The sequence below is a fragment of the Pseudomonas sp. G1002 genome (assembly GCF_013385455.1).
Taxonomy (GTDB): Bacteria; Pseudomonadota; Gammaproteobacteria; order Pseudomonadales; family Pseudomonadaceae; genus Aquipseudomonas.
Window position 1 is genome coordinate 22,976 of the sequence record NZ_JACAPY010000038.1, and the last position, 20,280, is coordinate 43,255.

Below are 20,280 nucleotides of genomic sequence, written 5' to 3' on the forward strand. Positions count from 1 at the left end.
TCAGGCCTGGTTGAGCTGGGCTTTGAGTAAATCGCGGAAGGTCTGGATCAGGGGTTCGCGGCTGCGGCCCCGGCGCATGATCATCGAGAACGGCGCCTGGTAACCAAAGGTTGCCGGCAGCAGTACCCGCAAATCCCCTTTGTCGGCCCAGGCCTGGGCGTAGTGCTCCGGGAGGTAGCCGATGTAGGCGCCGGACAGCACCAGGATCAATTGCGCCTCCATACTTTCCACCGTGGCGGCGCTGTGCTTGAAGCCGTGACGCGCCAGTTCGGCCTGGCTCCAGTAACCACGACCGACCATGCGTTGCTGGGTGATGACTTGTTCGGGAATGCGCCGCTCGTTGAACAATGGGTGACGGGTGCTGCAATACAGCCAGTGCTGTTCGCGGTACAGCGGCATATAGATCAGCCCGCTCATCCGGTTGGAAAACGCACCGATGGCCAGGTCCAGGCGATTATCCTGGACGCCGAGTTGCAACTCGTAAGGACTCATCACCGACAGGTGCAAATGCACCGCCGGGTGTTCCTGACTGTAGGCGCCGATCACTTCGGCAAACGGCAAGGCCTTGTCGCTGACGGTGGAGTCGAGTACGCCGAGTTTCAGGGTGCCGCGCAGTTCGCCTTTGAGCGCGGCGGCGTATTGCTCGAAGCCTTCCAGCTCGCCCAGCAGGCGCAGGGTTTCCTGATGGAACAACTCGCCCTTGCTGGTGAGGCTGAACCCGCCCCGCCCGCGATGGCACAGCACCAGGCCCAACGCGGCTTCCAGCTGGCTCATGTAAGTGCTGATGGCCGAGGTCGACAGGTTGAGTTCGTGCTGGGCATTGGCGAAACCCTGGTGCCGCACGACGCTGACGAAGATGCGCAGGAGTTTCAGGTCGGGCAAGGCGTTGGCCATGGGCTCTCCAGAGGCAAACATAAAACCTGTGGGAGCGGGCTTGCTCGCGAATGCGGTGGATCAATCGAACCCTCCGTGACTGAGACACCGTATTCGCGAGCAAGCCCGCTCCCACATTTGAACCGAGTTTACCTCAGGCATTAGTTTAGAAAAATCTGAACTAAGTATTTGCCCCTGCCGATTCTTCCCTTCCCATGCATTTCGCAGAATCGGCTTCTAATAAACAAAACGATGAGGCAATCCCGTGGACAAGATTTTCCACCAACCACTGGGCGGCAACGAAATGCCGCGCTTCGCCGGCATCGCCACCATGATGCGTCTTCCCCATCTGCAATCGGCCAAGGGCCTGGATGCCGCCTTCGTCGGCGTGCCCCTGGACATCGGCACCTCCCTGCGTGCCGGCACCCGTTTCGGGCCGCGGGAAATTCGCGCCGAATCGGTGATGATCCGCCCTTACAACATGGCCACCGGCGCCGCGCCGTTTGACTCGCTGTCGGTTGCCGACATCGGCGACGTGGCGATCAACACCTTCAACCTGCTGGACGCCGTGCGCATCATCGAAGAAGCCTACGACGAGATCCTCGAACACAATGTGATCCCGATGACCCTGGGCGGTGACCACACCATCACCCTGCCGATCCTGCGGGCGATCCACAAGAAACACGGCAAGGTCGGGCTGGTGCACATCGATGCCCACGCCGACGTCAACGACCACATGTTCGGCGAGAAAATCGCCCACGGCACCACCTTCCGCCGCGCGGTGGAAGAAGGCTTGCTGGATTGCGACCGCGTGGTGCAAATCGGCCTGCGCGCCCAGGGCTACACCGCCGAAGACTTCAACTGGAGCCGCAAACAGGGCTTCCGTGTGGTCCAGGCCGAAGAATGCTGGCATCACTCGCTGGCGCCCCTGATGGCTGAAGTGCGCGAGAAAGTCGGCGGTGGCCCGGTGTACCTGAGCTTCGATATCGACGGCATCGACCCAGCCTGGGCGCCCGGCACCGGCACCCCGGAAATCGGTGGCTTGACCACGATCCAGGCGATTGAAATCATCCGCGGCTGCCAAGGCCTGGATCTGATTGGTTGCGACCTGGTAGAAGTTTCGCCGCCGTACGACACCACCGGCAACACCTCGCTGCTGGGCGCCAACCTGCTGTACGAAATGCTCTGCGTATTGCCGGGCGTGGCGCACCGCTGATGAGCGCCCAGGCCGAGGTATTAAAAGCCGCGGCCGACCTGGTGTCGGCCTTCGCCCGCAATGATCGCGACGCCTACTTCGGTGCGTTCAGTGCCGATGCCAGCTTCGTGTTCTACACCCTCCCCCAGCCGCTGCTGAGTCGCGATGCCTACCAGGTGTTGTGGGACAGCTGGCGCCGGGACGAGGGATTTGAGGTGCTTTCCTGCACCTCAAGCAACGCTTTCGTCAGCCTGCACGGTGACGTCGCGGTATTTGTGCATGACGTGGCCACCGAGCTGCGCATGAACGGGGAGCAATTCTTTAGCCAGGAACGCGAGACCATTGTCTTCAAGCGGCAAGGGGATCGCACACAACAAAAAGAAGGCCTGTGGCTGGCCTGTCACGAACATTTGTCCGCTATGCCGGAAGGGCTGCCGCCCCATTAGCCAATGTGATCGGAGCAGATCATGAATAATAAAAACAACGAAAACAGTATTCGCAACATAGAAACCAACGGCGTCGAACAGATCCCGGACCACGAACGTACCGCCGGGCCGAAGGATTTGTTTCGCCTGATTTTCGGCGGTGCCAACACCTTCGCCACCGCCGTGCTGGGGAGCTTTCCGGTGCTGTTTGGCTTGTCGTTCCAGGCCGGCGTCTGGGCGATTGTGCTGGGCGTGCTGGTGGGTGCGGTGATCCTCGCCCCCATGGGTCTGTTCGGTCCGATCAATGGCACCAACAACGCCGTGTCTTCCGGTGCGCACTTTGGTGTGCACGGGCGGATTGTCGGCTCGTTCCTGTCGCTGCTGACCGCTATTGCGTTCTTCTCACTGTCGGTGTGGAGTTCAGGCGATGCGCTGGTGGGCGGTGCGAAACGTCTGGTGGGCTTGCCGGAAACCGACCTGACCCTGGGCCTGGCCTACGGCGTCTTCGCCATTCTCGTGCTGACGGTGTGCATCTACGGCTTTCGCTTCATGCTGTGGGTCAACCGCATCGCAGTGTGGGCGGCGAGCCTGCTGTTCCTGCTGGGGATCTTCGCCTTCGCGCCAGCTTTCGACAGCCACTTCGCCGGCACCGTTGCCCTCGGCCAGACCGGCTTCTGGGCGGCGTTTATCGGTGCAGCACTGGTGGCCATGAGCAACCCGATTTCCTTCGGCGCGTTCCTCGGCGACTGGTCGCGCTACATCCCGCGGGAAACCTCGAAGATGCGGATCATGCTGGCGGTGGTGTTCGCGCAGATCGCCACCTTGATCCCGTTCCTGTTCGGCCTGGCCACCGCGACCATTGTGGCGGTCAAGGCACCGGACTATATCGCGGCCAACAACTATGTCGGCGGCCTGCTGGCGGTGGCACCGAGCTGGTTCTTCCTGCCGGTGTGCCTGATCGCGGTGATCGGCGGCATGTCCACCGGCACCACCTCGCTGTATGGCACCGGCCTGGACATGTCCAGCGTGTTCCCGCGCCTGCTGTCCCGGGTCAAGGCGACGCTGCTGATCGGGGTGATGTCGATTGCCTTCATCTTTATCGGACGTTTCGCCGCCAACCTGGTGCAGAGCGTGTCGACCTTCGCCGTGCTGATCATCACCTGCACCACGCCGTGGATGGTGATGATGATCATCGGCCTGATCGTGCGCCGGGGTTACTACTGCCCGGATGACCTGCAAGTGTTCACTCGCGGCGAAACCGGCGGGCGCTACTGGTTCAGCCATGGCTGGAACTGGCGCGGCCTGGGGGCCTGGATCCCGAGTGCGCTGGTGGGCCTGTGCTTCGTCAACCTGCCGGGGCAGTTTGTCGGGCCGCTGGGCAACCTCGCCGACGGCATCGACATCAGCTTGCCGGTGACCCTGGGCCTGGCCTCGCTGGTGTACCTGACACTGCTTCGCGTGTTCCCTGAACCGGCTGCCGTCTACGGGCCGACTGTGGCGAGGGAGCCTGCTCCCGTTCGACTGCGCAGCAGTCGCGAGGCCGCCTGATGAATTGCATGGAATGGATTGGGGCTGCCGCGCAGCCCAGCGGGAGCAAGCTCCCTCGCCACACAGCCCCCTTTAGCCCCACATAAAAAAGATAATCGGAGACTCGCCGTCATGGCCTTAGATCTATTCGTCGTCCTCATCTACGCCGCCGGCATGCTGGTGCTCGGCTACTACGGCATGCGCCGCGCCAAGACCCATGAAGACTACCTGGTGGCCGGCCGCAACCTCGGCCCGACGCTGTACATGGGCACCATGGCCGCCACGGTGCTGGGCGGTGCGTCCACCGTCGGCACCGTGCGCCTGGGCTATGTACATGGTATTTCCGGTTTCTGGCTGTGCGCCGCGCTGGGCGCGGGGATCATTGCGCTGAACCTGTTCCTGGCCAAGCCGCTGCTGAAACTGAAAATCTTCACCGTGACCCAGGTCCTGGAGAAACGCTACAACCCCATGGCCCGCCAGGCCAGTGCGGTGATCATGCTGGCCTACGCGCTGATGATCGGCGTGACCTCGATCCTGGCCATCGGCACCGTGCTGCAAGTGTTGTTCGACCTGCCGTTCTGGATGTCGGTATTGGTAGGCGGTGGCGTGGTGGTGGTGTACTCGACCATTGGCGGCATGTGGTCGCTGACCCTGACCGACATCGTGCAGTTCGTGATCAAGACGGTCGGCCTGATGTTTATCCTGCTGCCAATCTGTCTGTACCGCGTCGGCGGTTGGGATGAATTGGTGGCCAAGCTGCCCGCGTCGAATTTCAGCTTCACTGAAATCGGCTGGGACACCATCATCACCTACTTCATGATCTACTTCTTCGGCATCCTGATCGGCCAGGACATCTGGCAACGGGTGTTCACCGCCCGTGACGAAAAGGTCGCCCAGTACGCAGGCACCTTCGCCGGTTTCTACTGCATCCTCTACGGCCTGGCCTGTGCGCTGATCGGCATGGCCGCCCACGTACTGATCCCGGACCTGGACAACGTCAACAATGCGTTCGCCGCCATCGTCAAAGTCTCGCTGCCCGACGGTATCCGCGGCCTGGTGATCGCCGCTGCACTGGCTGCGATGATGTCCACCGCCAGCGCCGGCTTGCTCGCCGCTTCCACCGTATTGACCGAAGACCTGCTGCCGCGCCTGCGTGGTGGCAAGCAGTCAAGCTTGAAGATCAACCGTCTGTTTACCTTGCTGACCGGTATCGCTGTGTTGGGTATCGCGCTGGTGGTGAGTGATGTGATCAGCGCACTGACCCTGGCGTACAACCTGTTGGTGGGCGGCATGTTGATCCCGCTGATCGGGGCGATTTTCTGGAAGCGTGCGACAACTTCCGGGGCGATCACCTCCATGACCCTGGGTTTTGTGACCGCGCTGGTGTTCATGATCAAGGATGGTTTGGACGCCAATACGCCGATCTACTACAGCCTGGGTGTGGGCCTGGTGAGTTTTGTGCTGGTGAGTTTGCTGTCCCGTCGTCCGGAGGCTGTTGCGGCTCGGGCGATCTGAACGAATAGTTGAAAGTAGCTTTCTTCAGCGGGTGCGACGTCGGATGTCGCACCCGTTTTTTTATTCCCACACTGCCGAAACCCCCGGCGCTCTGGCCTGGATGACTTCCTGGACCAAAGAAGCCCATACCAATCCCTGCGTGGTGCCCCCGGCATAAGTTGCCCCCGCGACAATGCGGTTGTAGGCGGACCAATGCACGATTGAAAGTCCATCTGCGGTGCCGGGCCTGGCACATTCGATTTGTTGCAAGTCGCCACGTTCGATCGCACGGCTGCAGGACTTTGGAAAGTGTCGAGAAACGGCAGCCAGGCACGCCGCCCGTATCTGCTCCTTGTACTGCGGCGTCGAATCGGGCGGCACCTGCCCGGCGGAGACAAGGATGCAGTTCCCGTCCAGGCGGCAATTCATGACGCCGATTGGCAGGTCGTACTGCAGCTTGAGTCCGCGCATGTCGACACCTTCATCATCAACGGCGCGCAGCTTGAAAAACCAGCCAATGATCGGGATGACCTCTGGCTCGTCCACCCCCATGGCCGTGACGACAAAGTGCTCTCTACTCAGATCGGCAATTTGGACCGGACTCAGGTGCCGTGGCAGGAACTCAACCCCTGAGCGCTGCAAAAGCGTCACCATCTCATCCATTAAATGGATAAATTCCAGATCGTAGCCCGACACCTCAATCGCCCGCCCGACCTCGGGAACTCCATACATTGCCTGGAATTGCAGCTGACTGATCTCTGCAAGCTCTCGCCCCGGCTTGCCACTCGGCCAAGGCCTGTTTTCAATATCCCATTGCTCGCGGATCGCGGCCTCCGTGCCACTGGAGTCGTCCACATAGGCTCGTACAATTCGCGATCGTGCAAATCGTGCCAGCGATGGGTTGTCGGCCAGGAATTTTTCAAACAGCTCGATGCCTGCGCGATTGCACTCAATGGCCAGGTACTGATTTGCGGGAGTCAGGTAATCGTTAGGCAGCGGTTTTGCAGTCGTCTCCGTTGCTGACAGATGACGCATGTTCACCTGCTTGTGACTGGCACCATCGCGCTGCTGATTTCCTCCGTAAACCGTGACCTGATAATTTGCCAGGCGGAACATCACGGCTTGGAGCAGCCCGTTGATACCTCTGCCGATGATCGACACACGCGGCGCACCGGCATCGGCTTGCCGAGAGGGGATCGCCAGTGAGTGTGCAAGCTTGCGCCGGACAAGGCCGCGCAAGGCCATCAAGCTCAGTTGCACCGAGACCGCATAGTCGAGGTCGCAATGGCAGGCTTCGGTGGTGGCCGCCTGTGTGGTCAGCGTCGCCGGCTTGTACCATGTGGAGACACTGCAGCCGAGCGCTTGTGTGCGCACCCGAAACGCATCCAGTGTCCTGGGGCCGTAGTCCAATATGAGCTGGATATCTTCGGAGACTGCCAGGGTCTGCAACGCATCGTCGCTAAAGACATCCGGCTTGGCGACACAGACAAGGCGAGCCTTTCTGTGCAGGCACTGAATGAGGGTCCGATCAATGCGATAAATGGATTCATCATTCAGGGATAAGCATAGGGCGACTGCATTGGCCCCCTCGAGTGCCTCAAGCCAGTCGTCAACCAATGAAACCCTACAATCGGAAGAGGCTTTCCCGAAACTGTCCGACACTCGATCGCGTCGATCCAACACCTTAATCCGAACATCCGGATCTCGAGCAAGCAACAACTTAACAAGCTCTTTCCCTACATTGCCGTATCCCAGTACACAGATGTCATGGGGCAAGGAGCCATCGGCCAGCGTCAGCCAGTGCGCAATATAGGCAGCAACATGCGGCGCATTGACCCCTGGCGTGTTAATCACTCGAACATTGTTGCGCTCGCACAGATCCAATCGGATCTTATCCAGACTTGTACCTCTGCGGACCAAACAGAGTTCGCCAAATGGGTGGGATATACGCCATTGGTTGATGACGTCGGCATCAATAACCTGGTCTGCGACAATGATCGTTGATGGGCGCAGCAGTGCAATCTGTATAAGCAGAGCCTGCTTGGTTAACGTCGGCGGGAAAAACACCACGTTGCTGGGTGCATCAGCTTTCCAGCCGCGCGATGCAGGGGCGATATGCAAGATGTTTTCGGTGGTGGCAATAAGTGACGCGGCGACTGGCGGAACGGAAGAGAACATCATGGTTTTGTCTCCAACAGTTCTGACTGGCTCATACTCCGGAGAGCGCAACTCAATGAAGTTGGGGGCTTGCAAGAACTGCAAACGCTACAAATCTTTTCGTGATGAAACTCAACCTACGCCTATCCTATTAATCAAATAAGCCCGTCGACTCTGACAAACAGGTAGTCCAATTCCGATACTTAATGGCAAAACTCGACTGACGCGCACACGTCCGGACTACCAATCGGTATTACCGTGGCATTGTTAAATTAAATAATTGAAGGATTATTCCGAAAGCAGGTGTCTTGAGAAAATCACCAAACCCCGGAAATGAAAACGTCCGGCCAAAGCCAGACGAAGAATTGAAGTACACAGCAACGGGTCATGATCAATCATGACTCCAATACATAGGCAAACCACCTGGCCGCGCCCAAACAAACATGCTTGAGCGCTTTCCAGGACTTACCTGCGACGCGGGCGACGCTGCTCGTCATCGGTGCGGATTGGCACCGGTTGCAGCGGTGGCTCGATCAAGCCGAGTGCGACGCCGAGGTCGTGCAGCCAGTTTTGCAGTTTCTCTTTCATGGTGCCCCCTTGGGGTAATGCCGAGCGGCTGGAATTCTGTGGCCGCTTCCTACAGATAGTAGTCTTAAGTCTTACGTATTGCTTGAACGAAACCACAACGAACTATTACTGAATTGATCAAAATCCTGACGGATCGTTCAAGCAATCGCTCGGGTTTCGGTTTCCGGTAGCACCTTGCCCTCCTGCTGCAGGTCAATCCACGCATTGAGGTTAGCGCCGAGCATGCCCTTGCGCCACATCAACCAGGTGGTGGCGCTGGCAAAAGGCTCGGCCAGCGGATGAATGGACACGCTGTCCTTGCCCGGCAGGCTGTCGAGCATCGATTCCGACATCAACGCCACGCCGGAACCGGCGATTACACAGGCCAGCATGCCCTGGTAGGACTCGATCTCGATGGCCCGGCCCATGGCCACGCGATCGTGGGAAAACCAGGCTTCCAGGCGCGCCCGATAAGAACAACTGCGTCGGAAAGTGAACACCGAACGGCCGGCAACATCCTGCGGCCCACGCACCGGCGGATGATCCGCCTCGCAGATCAGCAGCAGGCGCTCTTCGCACAGCGGCACGCCGTCGAGGGTGGCCAGGGTCAACGGCCCATCCACCAATGCGGCGTCCAGGCGCCCGGTGATCAAGCCTTCCAGCAGTTCACCGCTGGGAGCTGACTGCACCTGCAGGTTCACCATCGGATACGCCTTGTGGTAACGCGCCAGCAGCTTGGGCAAATGAATCGCCGCCGTGCTGTACATGCTGCCGAGCACAAAGTCTCCAGCCGGTTGCCCGCCCTGCACCGCGCCATGGGCTTCGTCATGCAGGGCCAGCAGGCGCGCACTGTAGTCCAGCAGCACTTTGCCTGCAGGAGAAAGCTGCAAGCGCTGGCGCTCGCGCACGAACAGTTCGACGCCCAGTTGTTCTTCCATCTGTTTAAGCCGGGTCGACAGGTTGGACGGCACCCGGTGCAAGCGCTCAGCGGCACGGGTGATGGAGCCTTCCTCGGCCACGGCCTGGAAAATCCGCAATTGACTGAATTCCATCACCATTCTCCAAAACTGAACAAGTTACTCACTATTATTCATTTTTAAAGAAAGTCAATCCGCTTTAGCCTGATGGTCACTCGCTGCTCCCAGGAAAAACCACCATGTCACCGCTGATCCGCTTACTCGCCAGCTTTATCGCCCTGATGATGGCCATGGGCATAGGTCGATTCGCGCTCACCCCGCAAATGCCGCATTTGCTCAGTGAAGGGCAGATCAACCTGACCGGCGCCGGCCTGATTGCGGCGGCCAACTACCTGGGTTATTTCGTCGGTGCGGTGGATTCGATCTTTGCCCGCAGCCATCATCATGTACGCGGGCGTTTGTACGGTGGGCTGTGGCTGTGTGTGCTGCTGACCCTGGCGTCGTACTGGGCCCACGGGTTCTGGCCGCATCTGTTGTTGCGCTTTGGTACCGGTGTAGCCAGTGCCTGGGCGCTGGTGATGATTACCAGCCTGAGCCAGCCGCTGGCCATTGCGGCCGGGCGCCCACGCCTGGGTGCGCTGGTATTTGCGGGGCCGGGGCTGGGAATTCTGTTGACCGGGTTGCTGGCGCTGGGCTCCAACCTGTTGGGGCAAGACTCTGCAACCTTGTGGCTGGTGTATGGGGTAGTCGCCCTGGTCATGCTGCTGGCAATCCTGCCGTTCCTGCCCAAGCCTTCCGCTGCCGACTCGCCCGTTGCCAGCCACACCGACGTGGCCAGCAACGGCAGCATCACACACCTGTGCTGGATCTACGTGTTGTATGGCCTTGGCTACATCATCCCGGCGACATTCCTGTCACAGATGGCCAGCGCGCAATTCAAGGGCGCCTGGCAAGCAGACCTGTTCTGGCCCTGCTTTGGCCTGGCTGCCGCGATTGGCGTGGTGGCGGCAAGTTTGCGCCGCAAGGACCCGGACACTACCCGTCGCTGGCTGATGACAACCCTTTGGCTGCAAGCGGCCGGCGTGTTTGCCTGCCTGCTGGGCAACGGTTGGGGGCTGGCGCTGGGGGTGTTGCTGTGCGGTGGGCCATTCCTGGCGTGCATGCAACTGGTGATGGCGCGCTTGCGTGAGGTCGCCCCCCACGGCTACCAGCGCAGCACCGGGTTGCTGACCGCCAGCTTTGCGATCGGCCAATTGAGCGGTCCGTTGCTGGCGTCGGTGAGCAGCCACCTCAGCGGCGGCCTGCAACCGGCGCTGGTGGTAGCAGGCGCCGGTTTGTTGGTGGCCGGATCGGTACTGGTCAGCCGGCAACCATCGACACAGGCGCGCGAACCTGTTCACGCCGCGCCAACACCAGGAAAAACAGCCCACCCAGGAAGCAGCCGGTAAACCAGGCGAAATTGGCCATTCCCTGCAGCACCGGGGTGAAGGTAATCGCGACGCCCACCAGCGTCGCGGGCACCAGCGCCTTGACCGCCGTCCAGTTCACGCCGCCGTCAAAGTAGTAACGCCCGCTCGGGCTGTCATCGAACAGCGCATCCACGTCGATCTTCTGTTTTTTGATCAGGTAGAAATCCACCAGCAGAATCCCGAACAACGGCCCGATAAACGCGGCGAGGATATCGAGGGTGTAGTGGATCATCAGCGGGTTGTTGAACAGGTTCCATGGGGTGATGAAGATCGAGGCCACCGCCGCAATCATTCCACCGGCACGCCAGCTGATTTTGCTCGGTGCCACGTTGGCGAAGTCAAAGGCCGGCGAGACGAAGTTGGCCACGATGTTGATGCCGATAGTCGCGGTGACAAAGGCGAACGCCCCCAGCAACACAGCCATGTCATTGTCGATGCGCGAAACGGTGGCAATCGGGTCGTGGAGCATTTCGCCGAACACCGGCAAGGTGCCCGAGACGATCACCACGGTGACCAGGGAGAACGCCAGGAAATTTACCGGCAAGCCCCAGAAATTTCCGCGACGCACGTCTTTCATCGTGCGGCAGTAGCGGCTGAAATCACCGAAGTTCAAGGTCGGCCCGGAAAAGTACGACACCACCAACGCGGTTGCCACGATGATTTGGCCAAACGCCTGCCAGCCTGAGAGGGATTTTTCCGCCAGGGTGAAGCTGATATTGGCCCAGCCAGCCTTCCAGACGATCCAGCCTGCCAGAGCAAACATCACCGCATAGACCACAGGCCCCGCCCAGTCGATGAAACGACGGATGGACTCCATGCCCGCCCAGAACACCAGCGCCTGGAGCGTCCACAGGCTGAGGAAACCGAACCAGCCCAGGTACGACAGGCCGGCAAAGTGCGGCTCTGCGTATACCGCCATCTGTGGGAAAAAGCGCAGCACCACGATGATCAATGCACTGGACGCCAGGTATGTCTGGATCCCGTACCAGGCCACTGCGATCAACCCACGAATCACCGCCGGGATATTCGCCCCGAATACCCCAAAGGCCAACCGGCAGATTACCGGGTACGGCACTGCCGCCTGCTGGCTCGGCTTGGCCACCAGGTTGGCGATCAATTGCACAATACAAATCCCGGCGAGCAAGGCGATCAATACCTGCCAACTGGCCAGCCCCAGGGCGAACAGGCTGGCGGCGAATACGTAGCCGCCGACGCTGTGCACGTCGCTCATCCAGAAGGCGAAGATGTTGTACCAGTTCCATTTTTGCGGCAGCGGTCCCAGGTCCTGGTTGTACAGGCGCGGGCTGTAGCCTTTGGGCAATTGTTCGGTCATCGCAGGGCTCCTCGTAAATACCGGCCTGCCACCCGCGACGGGAGTGCGTACGGGAGGCGGCATGGTTTGTATACGAGTTGTTGAGCAGAATGCGTGCCAATGCAATAAAACTCGGCACAATCCCCCGTGGAGCTTGGCTCTTCAGGAGGCGTAGAGACGATTGAACGGTGGTGATTCGCTCAGGGATGGTGCAGGGCAATCCTGTACACAATCAATTGTGCACCCTGCGCGCACATTGATAGCCCACGGTGCAGCAAACGGCAGTCAGGAAGGTGCCCCAGGCGATGTCCATGAAGGCCAAACCGGCCGACCAGCCCTGCAGGGTTGCCCAATTGCTCAGGTCATAGGTGCCGTAGGCTACCAATCCCAGGAGTGCACCAAGCCGCGCGGCACGCTGCCAGCCGCCGCTCGCCAACGCAGGCAGCACGACAAGCACCACACAACCGAATACATAGAGGAGATAGAACGCCACGGCTGGGAACAGGCGCGGCTGATCAAGCATCAACGGACCGAGCAGCGCTTTGTAGGTCGGGCCCATGAGGACACCGAGCCACAGGCCGTCAAGCATCAGAAAGGCAAGCAACGTACCGAGGTAGGCGAAAAGCGTTTTTCTGGACATTAAGGCGGCCTTCTGCAGGAGCAAGCGTGCTCCTACAGAAGAGCAAACCGCGATCAGCTTAGTTCAATGCGATCCGCGTGGATCACAATCTGACCCTGCTTGTAGAGGGCGCCGATGGCCTTCTTGAAGTTGCCTTTGCTGACACCGAACAAACTGCTGATCAGTGCCGGGTCGCTTTTATCGCTGACCGGCAAGGTGCCGTTGTTGTCGCGCAACTTGGCGAGGATCTTCGAGTTCAGGCTGGAGGCCGCTTCTTCACCCACAGGCTGCAGGCTCAGGCTGATATTGCCGTCGGCGCGGATTTCCTTGATGAAGCCTTTCTCTTCCTTGCCCGGGCGCAGGAACTTGAACACTTCGTTCTTGTGGATCAGGCCCCAGTGCTTGTTGTTGATGATGGCCTTGAAGCCCATGTCGGTGGCTTCGGCCACCAGCAAGTCAACTTCCTGGCCGACCTTGTAGGTGGCCGGAGTCTTGTCCAGGTAGCGGTCAAGGCGCGCGGTGGCAGTGATGCGCTTGGTGTGTTTGTCGAGGTAGACGTGTACCACGCAATACTCACCGGCGGTCAGCTGGCGCTTTTCTTCGGAGTAAGGCAGCAGCAGATCCTTGGGCAGGCCCCAATCGAGGAATACACCGATACTGTTGACTTCAACCACTTTCAGACTGGCAAATTCACCCACCTGTACTTTTGGTTTTTCGGTGGTCGCGATAAGTTTGTCATCGCTGTCCAGATAAATGAAAACGTTGAGCCAGTCTTCATCTTCACTGGGAATATCTTTGGGGATATATCGGTTGGGCAAGAGGATTTCGCCCTCTTGATCACCATCCAGGTACAAACCAAAGTTAGTGTGTTTAACCACTTGCAAGCTGTTGTAGCGCCCGACTAAAGCCATCTCAAATACCCTCATTGCGTGGGCGGCATTCTACCCGAGTTGACGACGGCGGTCCCGCGTACCGGCGTACAGGCCTGAAAAATCATGGGTTTGCCGAGAAGCGCCCCGCTCGTCAGGTCATCGGGCTGAATCCGGCCAGTACCCACGGCCGGATTTCCTCGAGGGATTCGAGTTAAAACAGCAAGTTAGGTTAGTATTTCACTTAATAATCCAGGCGAATCATAAACCCTGCGTATATTTCAGGGGGATATTTGCCAAGCAATTGTCAAGCATTTCATGTACGATGCATGGCCAAGTTAATTCTCTACAGGTTAGTGGCCGCCATGCGCGTAAAAGCATCCAACAGCAAAGCAAAGCCAGCTCCCGCCGTTGAAACCAGCGAATCGATCAACAGCCAAATTGCTGCATTCCTCAAGCAGGGCGGCGAAATCCAGCAGATTGCCAAAGGCGTAAGCGGCCAGACTTTCGGCCCGTCCAAGCAGATCACCCTGGGTAAAAAGTAAGACTCGCGCATTACACCTGGTCCCTATGCGCTTTGCCTTTCAAGGCGCTAGGACTAGAGCCCGCACTACCCCCTGATACACCCCTTTATTACGCCAATCGACGAACGGGCCTCATCTGCGAACCATCGCCGGTATGCTTGCACACGTCTAGATCGGGCATTTGCCTGATATTTCCCGTTACTGCTCCTCGCTTTTCATGGAGTGAAGCATGCTCAAATCCTGCATATTTCTGGCCGGTGCCCTGTTGGCCAGCCCCCTCGCCGAAGCGCAGGTTTTCCAGCGTGAATTGGGTGATTTCGACCTGAAATTGGGCACGACACCCAGCCGAAGCATGGCTCAAGGCCTGGTAAAGCCCACGGCGCCCGGGAGCGACTCGTTCCATGGCGGCCTGGACCTGAGCCACGGCAGCGGCCTGTACCTCGGCCAATTCTCACCGAGCATGGGCATTTCCCCGACCAGCAACCTGGAAGTCGACTCCTACCTGGGTTTCAAACGCCCCTTCGACCAGACCCTGGGTTATGAACTGGGGATGATTCACTACAGCTATCCCAAGCTGAGCCCCCTCGACAGCCAGGAGTTCTACGGCGGCCTGACCTTGCTGGGCAATCGCTTCGGCGCCTCCTTCAGCAACGACCCGGACCGGCAGGACAGCACCCTGTTCGCCGACCTCGGCGGCACCAAGCCGTTCGGCATCGGCGTCAGCATGAAATACACCACCCACCAGCTCGGCACCCCGGTCTCGGTGGCCGATGGCAGCTCGATCCGCAGCTTCAGCGACTGGTCGGTACAATTTTCCAGGCCATGGATGGGCGTCGACCTGAACCTGATCTACAGCGACTCCAGCCTCAGCGGCGGCGATTGCTCGGCCTACTCCGGACACAACTCGCAATGCGACGGGCTGTTGACCCTGAAGGCCGAGCGGGCGTTTTATTGATGGGCTGAACTGTCGCTGCCCCGACGGGTTCAGATGCAATACTCTCGTCTGCGCAAGGACTCGCTCATGCTGCGTCGGTTAAAATTTCTGGTGATGTTGCTAACCCTCAGCCTGGTGCTTGCCGGCTGCAATCGGGTGGGCCTGGCCTATCGCAATCTGGATGTGATCATCCCCTGGACCCTCAGCGACTACCTGGAAATGAACGCCGGGCAGAAGAGCTGGTTCAACGACACACTCAAGGAACACCTGGCCTGGCATTGCACCACCCAGTTGCCGGGCTACCTGGACTGGCTCGATCGCCTTCAACAGATGGTCGACACCAACCAGGTGACCGACGCCGCCCTGCAAACCCGTACCGCCGAAGCCAAGCAAGCCATTGCCGAGAGCGCCCGGGCGATCACGCCGTCCGCCGTCCAGCTACTGCAGGGGCTGGACGACCAGCAAGTACAGGATATGGAGCAAGCGTTCGCCAAGGACCTGCGCAAGCGTCAGGACGAATACCTGAAACCGCCCCTCGAGCAGCAGATCAAGGAACGCGCCGAGCGCATGAATAAGCGCCTCGATGCGTGGCTCGGGCCGTTAAGTGCCAGCCAGCAGAATCGCGTCACCGCCTGGTCGATCGCCTTGGGTGAGCAGAACCAACAATGGATTGGCAACCGCGCCCACTGGCAAACACTATTTATCGCAGCCGTCAAAGACCGCCACAGCAGCGATTTCCCACAGAAGATCGAGCAACTGCTGGTGAACCGCGAAAGCCTGTGGACGCCGGAATATCGCCAAGCCTACGCCCAGACCGAAGCCGCTGCCCGCAGCCTGATCGTCGACCTGATGGCGGAAAGCACCGTGCAACAACGCCAGAAGCTGACACAAAAGATCGACAAGGTGCGCAGCGACTTCAAGGCACTTAAATGCCTGAAGGCTGGCACCCCATAGTCATCAGGCAATCTGTGGTTTGGAAGCCAGTTCATCAAACGTCGCCGGATCCAGCGCATCCGCCTGCTCGTCCAGCACCTGACGCGGGTGATTATCACCGGGGATACAGCTGTCGATCAGGCTCAGCAACTGTGAGCCGCGCTGGGTCAATTTGAAGTTCTCACCATTGCCGCACTCTTCCTCTGACCGCGACTCAATAAAGCCGTGCTTGAACAACAACGCCTCGTAATCCGCCGCGAGCTTTTTAAACTCATCGAGATTACCGATGGGCTCTCCGGCGGCGGCCCTTTTAGTCGCTTCTTCCTCGGCGTATTTGCGTGGGGCGAAGCTGGCGCCACCGTTCTGTACCTCATGCAACAGTCGTTCGATCAAATCCCAATCGTAAGTCGTCATCCTGATTCCTCCTGAAGGCACACGAAATAGGCCCTTCAAAGGTGTGACATGCCGGACCCGTCGTCCGTTCAGCCTAGCGGACGGACGCGATTTCGCTGAACTTTTCAGTGCTCACGGCCCTCAACCGTTCATCACCGCCATGGAGGTCCGAATCATGAAAACCCTGCTGAATATGGCCGTCGCCGCCACGCTGCTTGCCGCCCTGCCCGCCTGGGCCTGCACGCCGGAAGAAGCCACCGCCAAACGTGAGCAACTGGCCAAGAAGGTGACCGAGCTCACCCAACAGAATCCAGAGAAGGCCAAGGAGATCAACGAAGAACTGCAGAACATGAAGCTGGAAACCGCCAGCGCAGACCTGCCCGACAAGTGCCAACTGATCGACCAGCGCCTCACGGAACTCAATGAGGCGACCGACAAAACTAAAAACTGAGGCGAAAAAAAACCGGACATTGTCCGGTTTTTTTATGGCTCAAGCCTTACTCGGCAGCCGGTGCTTCCGGCTTGCGGCGCTTCAGAGGCGCCATGCCGTCCTTGCTGACCAACGACAGGTTGTCGGTCTTTGGACGGTTGGCAATCTTGCGCTTGGTCGGCGACTTGGCACCGGCCTTCTTCTTGTCGCCCTTGGCGTCGACCTTTTTCTTCTTCACGCCAACGGCCTTGCCCGATGCCTTGACCTTCTTCGGCCCGCCGTAGGTGCCTTTGACTTCCTTGATGGTGCGGCGCTCGAACGACTGCTTCAAGTAGCGCTCGATGCTCGACATCAGGTTCCAGTCGCCATGGCAGATCAGCGAGATCGCCAGGCCATCGTTGCCGGCACGCCCGGTACGACCGATACGGTGCACGTATTCGTCGCCGCTGCGGGGCATATCAAAGTTGATCACCATGTCCAGGCCATCCACGTCCAGGCCGCGGGCGGCAACGTCGGTGGCGACCAGGATCTTCACGCCGCCTTGCTTGAGGCGGTCGATGGCCAGCTTGCGGTCCTTCTGGTCTTTCTCACCGTGCAGGACGAACGCCTTGTACTCCTGAGCCACCAGGCGACCGTAGATGCGGTCGGCCATGGCCCGGGTGTTGGTGAACACGATAGCCTTCTGATAGGTCTCGTTGGCCAGCAACCAGTTGAGGATCTGCTCTTTGTGCACGTTGTGGTCAGCAGTGATGATCTGCTGACGGGTGGTCGAGTTCAGGTCGCTGACGTTGTTGACCTGCAGGTGCTCAGGGTTGTTCAGGACCTTGGCGACCATGTCGCGCAGGGTCGAACCACCGGTGGTGGCCGAGAACAGCATGGTCTGCTGGCGGTTGACGCACTCTTGCACCAGGCGCTGCACGTCGTCGGCAAAGCCCATGTCGAGCATGCGGTCGGCTTCGTCGAGCACCAGGACTTCAACTTCCTTGAGGTCCAGGTTGCCGGCGTTCAGTTGTTCGATCATCCGGCCCGGGGTGCCGATCAGGATGTCCGGCACCTTGCGCAGCATGGCGGCCTGGACCTTGAAGTCTTCGCCGCCGGTGATCAGGCCGGACTTGATGAAAGTGAACTGCGAGAAGCGCTCCACTTCCTTCAAGGTCTGCTGGGCCAGTTCGCGGGTCGGCAGCAGGATCAGGGTCTTGATGCTGACACGGACTTTCGCCGGGCCGATCAGACGGTTAAGGATCGGCAGGACGAAAGCGGCAGTCTTGCCACTCCCGGTTTGAGCCGTCACCCGCAGGTCACGCCCTTCGAGCGCGAGCGGGATGGCCGCTGCTTGCACAGGCGTTGGCTCGACAAATTTAAGCTCGGCCACGGCTTTGAGCAGGCGTTCGTGCAGGGCGAATTGGGAAAACACGGGTGCTACCTCGAAGAAATACAAAAAAACAGCTGCATAGGGTAACGGTTTCGGGCGCTCAGGCCGAGTTTCTTTACGCGAACTGGGTTAATCAGGCGCTTTTTTGTCAGGGGATTTGTCCACAACCACAACTTTGACGTACTTAAATGCTCTAATCGGCCCGTCACGTCTTACAGAAGAATCGCGTTTACCCATGGATATCAAACAGCTCTGGCTCAACGTCAAAGACCTTTGGGGCACCCTCGACGAACACCCGCTGCTGCATTCCAGCCTCGCGCTGATGGTGTTGCTGGTAGTGGCATTGCTGCTCGGACGAGTGGCCCGCTACCTCATCCTGCACGCCGTCAAGCTGCTGGGCCGGCAACCCGCGCTGTACTGGCTCAATGACCTGCGGCACAACAAAGTCTTCCATCGCCTGGCACAGATGACGCCGTCACTGGTGATCCAGTTCGGCCTGTACCTGGTGCCGGACCTGAGCAAGACCGCCACCCTGTTCATCGGCAATGTCGCCCTGGCGTTCACCATTCTGTTCATGGTGCTGGCGATCAGTGCACTGCTCAACGCCCTGCTGGACATCTATGCCCGCACCGAACACGCCCGCACCCGCTCGATCAAGGGCTATGTGCAGTTGGCGAAGATGGTGCTGTTCGTGTTTGGCGCAATCATCATCGTCGCCACGTTGATCGACCGCTCGCCACTGCTGCTGCTTTCCGGTTTGGGTGCGATGTCGGCGGTGATTCTGTTGGTCTACAAGGACACCCTGCTGTCGTTCGTCGCCAGTGTGCAACTGACCAGCAACGACATGCTGCGGGTCGGCGACTGGATCGAAATGCCCCAGGTCGGCGCCGACGGTGACGTGGTCGACATCACCCTGCACACCGTCAAAGTGCAGAACTTCGACAAGACCATCGTCTCGATTCCCACCTGGCGCCTGATGTCCGAGTCGTTCAAGAACTGGCGCGGCATGCAGGCCTCCGGTGGCCGGCGGATCAAGCGCAGCCTGTATATCGACGCCAGCGGCGTGCGTTTCATCCGCGACGACGAAGAGCTGAAGCTCACCCAGGTACACCTGCTGACCGACTACATGAGCCGCAAGAAGGCCGAGCTCAAGGCCTGGAACGAAGCCCAGGGCAATGTCGCGGCGATGTCCGCCAACCGCCGACGCATGACCAATATCGGCACCTTCCGCGCGTATGCCCTGGCCTATCTGAAAAGCCATCCGGAGATCCAGCCGAACATGACCTGCATGGTGCGGCAGATGCAGACCACCGCCCAGGGCATTCCGCTGGAGATCTACTGCTTCACCCGCACCACCGCGTGGGCCGACTACGAGCGGATCCAGGGCGATATCTTCGACTACCTGCTGGCGGTGCTGCCGGAATTTGGTTTGAGCCTGTACCAGCAGCCGAGCGGCGGTGACTTGCGGGCGGGGATGTTGCCGGCGGTGCTGGGGGCCAGTCACCTGCCCCCGGCGGAAAAGGCAGTGATGTAACAACAAAAAACGGCACAACCCGAGTTGTGCCGTTTTTTTTGCGTTGGACCTTACTTGACCTGACGCTGCGGCGCGCCGTGAACCATGGTGTAGGCGTAATCCACGCCCATGCCGTAAGCGCCGCTGTGCTCCTGTACCAGGCCCATCACCGCGTCGTAGGTTTCCTTGTGAGCCCAGTCACGCTGGTATTCCAACAGCACTTGCTGCCAGGTGACCGGTACCGCGCCCGCCTGAATCATCCGTTGCACCGACATGTCATGCGCTTCTTTGCTGGTGCCGCCGGAGGCGTCGGTGACGATGTACACCTCGTAGCCTTCGGCCAGGGCTTCCAGGGCCGGGAAGTTCAGGCACACCTCGGTCCACAGGGCCGCCATGATCAGCTTCTTGCGCCCGGTGGCCTTCACCGCGGCCACCAGCGCCTTGTCTTCCCAGGAGTTCATCGAAGTGCGCTCAATTGGCTGCTGGTCCGGGAACACGTCCAGCAGTTCCGGCCAGATGTAGCCGCTGAAGCTCTTGGTCTCAACCGAGGTCAGGATGGTCGGCACGTTGAAGATCCTGGCCGCCTTGGCCAGCGCCACCGTGTTGTTCTTCAGGGTCTGGCGATCGATCGACTGCACGCCAAAGGCCATCTGCGGCTGGTGGTCGATCAGGATCAGGGTGGAGTTGGCTGGGTTGAGCAATTCGCGAATAGACATGGTGACTTCCTTTTAATGGTTTCGATTCGGTTAGGGGTGCG

General features: G+C 59.5%; 20 protein-coding genes. 10 read left to right on the forward strand and 10 right to left on the reverse strand.

The annotated features are described in order from the left end of the window. Entirely contained in the window at window positions 1-894 is an 894-nt protein-coding gene (locus HX801_RS24995; protein WP_003210734.1) for a LysR family transcriptional regulator, read from the reverse strand. A 244-nt stretch (window positions 895-1,138) separates the two neighbouring features. On the opposite strand from HX801_RS24995, the gene speB reads away from it, so the two are divergent. From speB to HX801_RS25015, 4 genes are all read left to right on the forward strand, one after another. Next, window positions 1,139-2,089: an agmatinase gene (gene speB / locus HX801_RS25000; RefSeq protein WP_003210733.1), complete on the forward strand. Its 951-nt coding sequence runs from the start codon at window positions 1,139-1,141 to the stop codon at window positions 2,087-2,089. Then, entirely contained in the window at window positions 2,089-2,514 is a 426-nt protein-coding gene (locus tag HX801_RS25005) for a nuclear transport factor 2 family protein (protein WP_003210732.1), read from the forward strand. Before speB ends, HX801_RS25005 begins: the two co-directional genes overlap by 1 nt. Before the next feature lie 21 nt (window positions 2,515-2,535). After that, window positions 2,536-4,041 (forward strand): cytosine permease, encoded by a 1,506-nt coding sequence (locus tag HX801_RS25010; protein ID WP_003210731.1) that lies wholly within the window; start codon window positions 2,536-2,538, stop codon window positions 4,039-4,041. A 111-nt stretch (window positions 4,042-4,152) separates the two neighbouring features. Continuing rightward, entirely contained in the window at window positions 4,153-5,535 is a 1,383-nt protein-coding gene (locus HX801_RS25015) for a sodium:solute symporter (protein ID WP_003210730.1), read from the forward strand. Between the two features lie 60 nt (window positions 5,536-5,595). On the opposite strand, the gene HX801_RS25020 is transcribed toward HX801_RS25015, so the two are convergent. The 3 genes from HX801_RS25020 to HX801_RS25025 all read right to left on the reverse strand — a co-directional run bounded on the left by HX801_RS25020 (window position 5,596) and on the right by HX801_RS25025 (window position 9,290). Beyond that, window positions 5,596-7,695: an FAD-dependent oxidoreductase gene (locus HX801_RS25020; RefSeq protein WP_177022929.1), complete on the reverse strand. Its 2,100-nt coding sequence runs from the start codon at window positions 7,693-7,695 to the stop codon at window positions 5,596-5,598. Between the two features lie 441 nt (window positions 7,696-8,136). After that, entirely contained in the window at window positions 8,137-8,259 is a 123-nt protein-coding gene (locus HX801_RS32110; protein ID WP_003210728.1) for a PA1414 family protein, read from the reverse strand. A 137-nt stretch (window positions 8,260-8,396) separates the two neighbouring features. After that, window positions 8,397-9,290, reverse strand: a complete 894-nt coding sequence (locus HX801_RS25025; protein ID WP_003210727.1) for a LysR family transcriptional regulator — start codon at window positions 9,288-9,290, stop codon at window positions 8,397-8,399. A 104-nt stretch (window positions 9,291-9,394) separates the two neighbouring features. Here HX801_RS25025 and HX801_RS25030 point away from each other — a divergent pair, with 104 nt between their 5' ends. After that, on the forward strand, window positions 9,395-10,603 hold the full coding sequence (locus HX801_RS25030) for an MFS transporter (protein ID WP_177022930.1): 1,209 nt from the start codon (window positions 9,395-9,397) through the stop codon (window positions 10,601-10,603). Here the strand turns inward: HX801_RS25030 and HX801_RS25035 are convergent. The 3 genes from HX801_RS25035 to HX801_RS25045 form a co-directional block, all read right to left on the reverse strand. Beyond that, window positions 10,515-11,957: an NCS1 family nucleobase:cation symporter-1 gene (locus HX801_RS25035; protein ID WP_087694816.1), complete on the reverse strand. Its 1,443-nt coding sequence runs from the start codon at window positions 11,955-11,957 to the stop codon at window positions 10,515-10,517. The two genes, HX801_RS25030 and HX801_RS25035, sit on opposite strands and share 89 nt — an antisense overlap. A 211-nt stretch (window positions 11,958-12,168) precedes the next feature. Further along, window positions 12,169-12,576 carry a DUF2177 family protein gene (locus HX801_RS25040; RefSeq protein WP_008438163.1) on the reverse strand — a complete coding sequence of 136 codons (408 nt, stop codon included), beginning with the start codon at window positions 12,574-12,576 and terminating at the stop codon, window positions 12,169-12,171. Between the two features lie 53 nt (window positions 12,577-12,629). Continuing rightward, window positions 12,630-13,466 carry a S1 RNA-binding domain-containing protein gene (locus tag HX801_RS25045; RefSeq protein ID WP_008438162.1) on the reverse strand — a complete coding sequence of 279 codons (837 nt, stop codon included), beginning with the start codon at window positions 13,464-13,466 and terminating at the stop codon, window positions 12,630-12,632. A 323-nt stretch (window positions 13,467-13,789) separates the two neighbouring features. Here HX801_RS25045 and HX801_RS25050 point away from each other — a divergent pair, with 323 nt between their 5' ends. From HX801_RS25050 to HX801_RS25060, 3 genes are all read left to right on the forward strand, one after another. Next, the gene (locus HX801_RS25050; RefSeq protein ID WP_003210722.1) at window positions 13,790-13,969 is read left to right on the forward strand and encodes a hypothetical protein; all 180 of its coding nucleotides are present in this window, start codon (window positions 13,790-13,792) and stop codon (window positions 13,967-13,969) included. Between the two features lie 208 nt (window positions 13,970-14,177). Further along, window positions 14,178-14,903 (forward strand): TorF family putative porin, encoded by a 726-nt coding sequence (locus HX801_RS25055; protein ID WP_003210721.1) that lies wholly within the window; start codon window positions 14,178-14,180, stop codon window positions 14,901-14,903. 66 nt (window positions 14,904-14,969) lie between these two features. Beyond that, window positions 14,970-15,836: a DUF6279 family lipoprotein gene (locus tag HX801_RS25060; protein ID WP_177022931.1), complete on the forward strand. Its 867-nt coding sequence runs from the start codon at window positions 14,970-14,972 to the stop codon at window positions 15,834-15,836. 3 nt (window positions 15,837-15,839) lie between these two features. Here the strand turns inward: HX801_RS25060 and HX801_RS25065 are convergent, their stop codons facing one another. Continuing rightward, window positions 15,840-16,229: a hypothetical protein gene (locus HX801_RS25065; protein ID WP_003210719.1), complete on the reverse strand. Its 390-nt coding sequence runs from the start codon at window positions 16,227-16,229 to the stop codon at window positions 15,840-15,842. Between the two features lie 154 nt (window positions 16,230-16,383). Here HX801_RS25065 and HX801_RS25070 point away from each other — a divergent pair, with 154 nt between their 5' ends. Continuing rightward, on the forward strand, window positions 16,384-16,659 hold the full coding sequence (locus tag HX801_RS25070; RefSeq protein WP_102368338.1) for a hypothetical protein: 276 nt from the start codon (window positions 16,384-16,386) through the stop codon (window positions 16,657-16,659). 46 nt (window positions 16,660-16,705) lie between these two features. Here the strand turns inward: HX801_RS25070 and HX801_RS25075 are convergent, their stop codons facing one another. Beyond that, the gene (locus HX801_RS25075; RefSeq protein ID WP_063034035.1) at window positions 16,706-18,052 is read right to left on the reverse strand and encodes a DEAD/DEAH box helicase; all 1,347 of its coding nucleotides are present in this window, start codon (window positions 18,050-18,052) and stop codon (window positions 16,706-16,708) included. A gap of 193 nt (window positions 18,053-18,245) precedes the next feature. Between HX801_RS25075 and HX801_RS25080 the strand changes: the two genes are divergently transcribed. Then, window positions 18,246-19,544, forward strand: a complete 1,299-nt coding sequence (locus HX801_RS25080; RefSeq protein WP_177022932.1) for a mechanosensitive ion channel family protein — start codon at window positions 18,246-18,248, stop codon at window positions 19,542-19,544. Between the two features lie 50 nt (window positions 19,545-19,594). Here the strand turns inward: HX801_RS25080 and HX801_RS25085 are convergent, their stop codons facing one another. Next, on the reverse strand, window positions 19,595-20,239 hold the full coding sequence (locus tag HX801_RS25085; protein WP_003210715.1) for a hydrolase: 645 nt from the start codon (window positions 20,237-20,239) through the stop codon (window positions 19,595-19,597). Window positions 20,240-20,280: the final 41 nt, after the last annotated feature.

Coding starts and splice junctions, on each gene's coding strand:
- HX801_RS24995 (WP_003210734.1), bottom strand. CDS start 894: ATGGCCAACGCCTTGCCCGACCTGAAACTCCTGCGCATCTTCGTCAGC.
- HX801_RS25005 (WP_003210732.1), top strand. CDS start 2,089: ATGAGCGCCCAGGCCGAGGTATTAAAAGCCGCGGCCGACCTGGTGTCG.
- HX801_RS25010 (WP_003210731.1), top strand. CDS start 2,536: ATGAATAATAAAAACAACGAAAACAGTATTCGCAACATAGAAACCAAC.
- HX801_RS25015 (WP_003210730.1), top strand. CDS start 4,153: ATGGCCTTAGATCTATTCGTCGTCCTCATCTACGCCGCCGGCATGCTG.
- HX801_RS25020 (WP_177022929.1), bottom strand. CDS start 7,695: ATGATGTTCTCTTCCGTTCCGCCAGTCGCCGCGTCACTTATTGCCACC.
- HX801_RS32110 (WP_003210728.1), bottom strand. CDS start 8,259: ATGAAAGAGAAACTGCAAAACTGGCTGCACGACCTCGGCGTCGCACTC.
- HX801_RS25025 (WP_003210727.1), bottom strand. CDS start 9,290: ATGGAATTCAGTCAATTGCGGATTTTCCAGGCCGTGGCCGAGGAAGGC.
- HX801_RS25030 (WP_177022930.1), top strand. CDS start 9,395: ATGTCACCGCTGATCCGCTTACTCGCCAGCTTTATCGCCCTGATGATG.
- HX801_RS25035 (WP_087694816.1), bottom strand. CDS start 11,957: ATGACCGAACAATTGCCCAAAGGCTACAGCCCGCGCCTGTACAACCAG.
- HX801_RS25040 (WP_008438163.1), bottom strand. CDS start 12,576: ATGTCCAGAAAAACGCTTTTCGCCTACCTCGGTACGTTGCTTGCCTTT.
- HX801_RS25045 (WP_008438162.1), bottom strand. CDS start 13,466: ATGGCTTTAGTCGGGCGCTACAACAGCTTGCAAGTGGTTAAACACACT.
- HX801_RS25050 (WP_003210722.1), top strand. CDS start 13,790: ATGCGCGTAAAAGCATCCAACAGCAAAGCAAAGCCAGCTCCCGCCGTT.
- HX801_RS25055 (WP_003210721.1), top strand. CDS start 14,178: ATGCTCAAATCCTGCATATTTCTGGCCGGTGCCCTGTTGGCCAGCCCC.
- HX801_RS25060 (WP_177022931.1), top strand. CDS start 14,970: ATGCTGCGTCGGTTAAAATTTCTGGTGATGTTGCTAACCCTCAGCCTG.
- HX801_RS25065 (WP_003210719.1), bottom strand. CDS start 16,229: ATGACGACTTACGATTGGGATTTGATCGAACGACTGTTGCATGAGGTA.
- HX801_RS25070 (WP_102368338.1), top strand. CDS start 16,384: ATGAAAACCCTGCTGAATATGGCCGTCGCCGCCACGCTGCTTGCCGCC.
- HX801_RS25080 (WP_177022932.1), top strand. CDS start 18,246: ATGGATATCAAACAGCTCTGGCTCAACGTCAAAGACCTTTGGGGCACC.
- HX801_RS25085 (WP_003210715.1), bottom strand. CDS start 20,239: ATGTCTATTCGCGAATTGCTCAACCCAGCCAACTCCACCCTGATCCTG.